Here is a 5,151-nt window from a genome sequence, read left to right on the forward strand (position 1 = left end):
CCGGATTCAACAATTTCTGCTTCGGCAAAAGCAGGGTGCAATGTATAGGCCGCGTTGAGCAATTCCATCATTGATCTCACCGAGATTGGACCACCAAAGTCACTTTCAATCATCGTTGCGCCAATCATGAAAATATCATCCTGTCGTGGAACAACATAAAGTGGAAATCGTGGATGAAGAAGACGAATTGGGCGGGAAATCTTAATTTCTGTACTCCGCAAGAGTAGCATTTCACCACGCACGCCCCGTATATTTTTATCTTTTCCTAAACGTGCTATTCCTGTTGCATCAATGACCATATCAAAATTTGTTTCAGATGTTTTAACATCAACAAAACATGCGTCATTTGTTATCAGTTTTTCTTTTAAAGCGATAAGTGCTTTACGAGGATCAAGGTGGGCTTCACTTTCATAAAAAAGCCCACAGTCAAAATGTTCTGCAAGATCTGGTTCAAGATGGGCTATTTCTGCACGGTTTATGGTTCTATGATGATGTGTGCGAAGTGAGAATCGTTCAAGTTCTCCTCTATCACGCGTAGGAGCAACCACTAAAGTACCTTTTTGTGTAACAAGATCTGGAAATATTTTGCGCCACCAGTGTATAGCTTGTACACCAAGGTCTTCAACAATCTGTTCAGTATTTTCTTTTTCACAATAAGGAGCAAGCATTCCTCCAGCATACCAACTGGACGATCCTATAGGAGAGTTTAGTGGAGCCGATACAGTAACACGAGCGCCTTTTTGTTGTAACATAAAAGCAACGGTTAAACCAGCAACGCCCGCACCTTTGATAAGAATATTCTTCAACTATTTACTCTCTTTTTTTGAGATGCATCGACATAAAGATCACCACTTTCTTGATATTTTTCAGCCATAGCAATCATACCTTCACCTTTTGTTTTTTTGAGTGCTGCAGCATCACGAATATCATGAGAAATACGCATAGAACAGAATTTTGGTCCACACATGGAACAAAAATGCACCAATTTATGGGCATCTTTCGGCATTGTTTCATCATGAAAGGTACAAGCTGTTTCTGGATCAAGAGACAGGTTGAATTGATCATGCCATCTAAAGTCGAATCGTGCACGTGAGAGAGCGTTATCGCGCAACTGTGCTCTAGGCAAACCTTTTGCAAGATCAGCAGCATGAGCGGCGATTTTATAAGTGATGACCCCCGTTTTGACATCATTTTTATCGGGAAGTCCCAAATGTTCTTTAGGCGTTACATAGCACAACATGGCAGTTCCAAACCATCCAATCATAGCAGCACCAATTGCTGATGTAATATGGTCATAACCAGGAGCAATATCAGTTGTAAGAGGTCCCAAAGTATAAAAAGGTGCTTCATGACAGAGATTGAGTTGTTGCTCCATATTTTCTTTAATCTTGTGCATTGGGATATGTCCTGGTCCTTCAATCATAACCTGTACATTTTTTTCCCAAGCAATTTTTGTCAATTCTCCTAAAGTTTTAAGTTCGGCAAATTGTGCTTCATCATTGGCATCGGCAATAGAGCCAGGGCGTAATCCATCTCCTAATGAAAGAGAGATATCATATGTTTTTGCAATATCACAAATTTCATCAAAATGTTCGTAGAGAAAGCTTTCTTTGTGATGATGGAGACACCATTTTGCCATAATAGAACCGCCTCGTGAAACAATACCTGTTACACGATCAATGGTCATAGGAATAAATGGTAATCTTAAGCCTGCATGAATGGTAAAATAATCAACCCCTTGTTCTGCTTGTTCTATAAGAGTATCGCGAAAAATACCCCATGTTAGATTTTCAGCAATACCTTGTACTTTTTCGAGTGCTTGATAAAGAGGAACAGTCCCGATAGGCACAGGAGAATTTCGAATAATCCACTCACGAATATTGTGAATATTTCTTCCTGTTGAGAGATCCATAACTGTATCTGCCCCCCAACGAATAGCCCAAACCATTTTATCAACTTCTTCTGCCATCGATGAAGTTACTGCTGAATTGCCAATATTGGCATTAATTTTAACACGAAAATTACGTCCAATAATCATTGGTTCACATTCTGGATGATTGATATTTTGTGGAATAATGGCTCGTCCATTTGCAATTTCATTACGAACGTATTCCGCAGTATAAATTTCTGGTATTTCTCCATCCAATGTATCTGAGTGTACTTTTTGTTGATCTTTTATTGCCAGTCCTTCATTTTCTCGTATAGCAACATATTCCATTTCGGCGGTAATAATACCTGCGCGTGCATACGCCATTTGTGTGATTGCTTTGCCACTTTTAGCTCGTAAAATAGGTCGTTTTTGTTCAAATGTTGGAATAGCAGAGCTATTATAGGTTAATCCATTATCTTCAGGTTTAACTAAGCGTGCAGGATAAGGTTCAGTATCAGCACGCTGAAAGAGCCAAGATGAGCCAATTGCAGGTAAACCTTTTGTAAGATCAATGACTGCATCTTTGTCGGTATAGGGACCAGAAGTATCGTAAACATTTAAAGGTTTTTCACCACTCCCATCGGTCAATGAAATTTCACGCAATGGAACACGCACATCAGAAAAAAGAGGACTCTGTTGATAAATTTTGCGTGAGGCAGGAAAGGGACTACAACTGATTGATGGAATATTTTTCGGCACAAACTTTTTCCTTCTAAACACATAGTTTAAAAACTAAGGCGTGATGTTAATGGAGATATATTTAAATGATCAATAATGTATCTTGAATGAAGAGATGCTTATAATATTTTATAGTAAGTTATCTTCAATAAAGTTTAAGAAGATTTACTTTGAAAAGATCAACGCAATATCTTTGAAATAATACTTGCACTCCCCCACGTAAACACTTTTGCCAGGATACACATGATTGGCTTAAATACTGACATTGTCAATCACAAAGATATATTTTTAACGATTTTTCTACATTCGTTAGAAATAAAAGCAGATACTATGAAATAACCAGTGATAATATTAAAATCTTTTTATAAAGAAATGATGAGGATAAAATTTATAGCTAAAGCCAGAGGGTATATGCTGCGCAATTCCATTAATTTTTATTCTTTTACTTTTATGTAGCTTTTTTACTAAGCTAGTCACTCATCTTCAGACAATAGCACCCTTTTTATAAAGTGTCATGTCGTGATGCTTTTGTTTCTGAAATCATGACAGATTATTACATATCCTTTAAATTTATGTTTATTCTACGTATTTAGAATATAAAATAAAACTTTCTTATTTTTTCATAGTTGTGTTCAATTAAGATATCATTATAAATAAGAAAATGATGAATATACTCTATTTACTATTTTACATGATCAATAATAAAAAGTTTAATAACGTCTATATTTAATAAAGATGAGTTTTATTTTTTATGAATAAAATATAAGGTATTTTTATATAAAAAATCACGACATATAGATTATTTTATTGATAATAAAACAAATCGTATTTTATAAATTCTTATAGTTTAAATATATATGAAATTACAGAAAAGTTCTTTATTCGCAAAGGCAGTGTGAGTATGGTTTTTTATATAAGGAATAAAATATATCAAATATAGCAGACGATGTAAAAATGACCTCACAAATTGCTGGTATCAAATGGAGTGAAGGTGCTTCAATAAAACTATACCTCTTAAAAAAACACAATGTTGAAAGTTTCTGAAAAAGAAGGTAAGAAGTGTGGGAATGATGGCTTAATCTCTTATATAAAACAGTAAGCTATTCAATTTTCATAATTTTATTTATCATTATTGAGAGATCTTTTTCTTCTTCTAAGAGGAAATAATGGTGGTATAGATATTGTAAGCACGGTTGAGATTTTTTCTATAAAAGCTGATGATGTAACAAAGTAAAATATTAAGAAAGCCTACTTAAATTTTTAAATCATGATTACAATGAAGTTCGATGATATGATGTATTTTGCTCTGTTGTTTTAGCCAGTACAGAATTTGTTATCAAAACAGTAAATCTTTACTCTTATCTTTCCACAAGGAGAGAGAAAGCTAATAATTGCGAGTGCATGTTCAGAAGGATTTATTGTTCTTGCAAAAAGAATCAATATATAATAGAATATTACATGTGGGTAATCGCATTAGGTGGGGGAGGACAATGGGCGCTTACAGCTCTTTAAAGGTGAAAATGGCGCGCATTTTATAGGGGGTAAGGGCTATTTTTTAATTCAAGTAAAAGAAATTGATATTCATCAGATCTGATGAGGGTTTGTGATATTTCTTTAGTATTTAAAGTATTTCATTTCTAGTTCAATTAAGGTGTAAAAAAACTGTCATAGTGAATATATTTCCTATGGTGCATTAAGATTGAACAGAAGCTTGTTTAAAAAATGTTGGTATTGATCGAGTAAAACAATTTCAGGAATAAATTGAATAAAATAGAGCCTTTCAAGGTATTTGCATATGAATAAAAACATAATGATGCATACAAAGAATTTGAAGTTAACTTTTAGAATTTTAAGATAAATGGAAGTCAAAAGAGAGAGATTCTTTGTTTAAAATATAGAGTATAAAATATCGACGAAATAAATTTAAGCTATTGAAAAAAATAAAAAAGAGAATGTTTAAATCAGAAACTTTCTATGCGGATGATAAGTTATTACATTCAATAACAGTTCTATGAAATCCATAGTAGGGGGAATTTTGAACAGTATTTATAATTTGCAATGAGATTGCAAGATATTGAAAATATAACTGTATAACAACAGCACAACAACAAAACAAGATATTAAGTAACCTCAGATGAGGTGGCTCATATTACACATTAGAATTAGTTGTATTAATGCTGATGTTATGAAGAAGGTCTGATGAATTTAGGTTATTAAATTGGAAGGAGGGAAGAGAGATAAAATGTGTAAATACGGATGGTGCAGTGGTTATGATGTAGCAATAAAAAATGGCAGCGCATTCTAGTGCACAGAATGAGAAATTGTTAGAAAAATTATGAAAATAATGGGGGATTTAAAATGTCTAATATTTATGATTGGTCGCTAAAGGCCGATGAAAATGCTCATTCAGATAGTATCATTAATTGGGCAGAAGGTCAGCCGCCTAGTTCTGTTAATGATAGTGCTCGGGCGATGATGCAGCGCGTACGAGAATATCTTGCAGATAATGGTGGATCTATTGACTCAAGCTTTATGGTAAATGC

The 5,151-nt window shown here is 34.1% G+C and carries 2 protein-coding genes and 1 pseudogene; 1 reads left to right on the forward strand and 2 read right to left on the reverse strand.

Annotated features, from left to right (window positions below):
- Nucleotides 1-806: FAD-dependent oxidoreductase (locus tag ACFIO3_RS08655; RefSeq protein ID WP_375704322.1), on the reverse strand; the 806-nt coding region annotated here is incomplete at its 3' end.
- The gene (thiC, locus tag ACFIO3_RS08660; protein ID WP_375607735.1) at nt 803-2,629 is read right to left on the reverse strand and encodes a phosphomethylpyrimidine synthase ThiC; all 1,827 of its coding nucleotides are present in this window, start codon (nt 2,627-2,629) and stop codon (nt 803-805) included. The genes ACFIO3_RS08655 and thiC, both read right to left, overlap by 4 nt.
- 2,337 nt (nt 2,630-4,966) lie before the next feature.
- Here thiC and ACFIO3_RS08665 point away from each other — a divergent pair.
- Nucleotides 4,967-5,151 (forward strand): annotated as a pseudogene (locus tag ACFIO3_RS08665) (phage tail protein); the annotation flags it as partial.

Source organism: Bartonella sp. AD328YNZD (genome assembly GCF_042196425.1).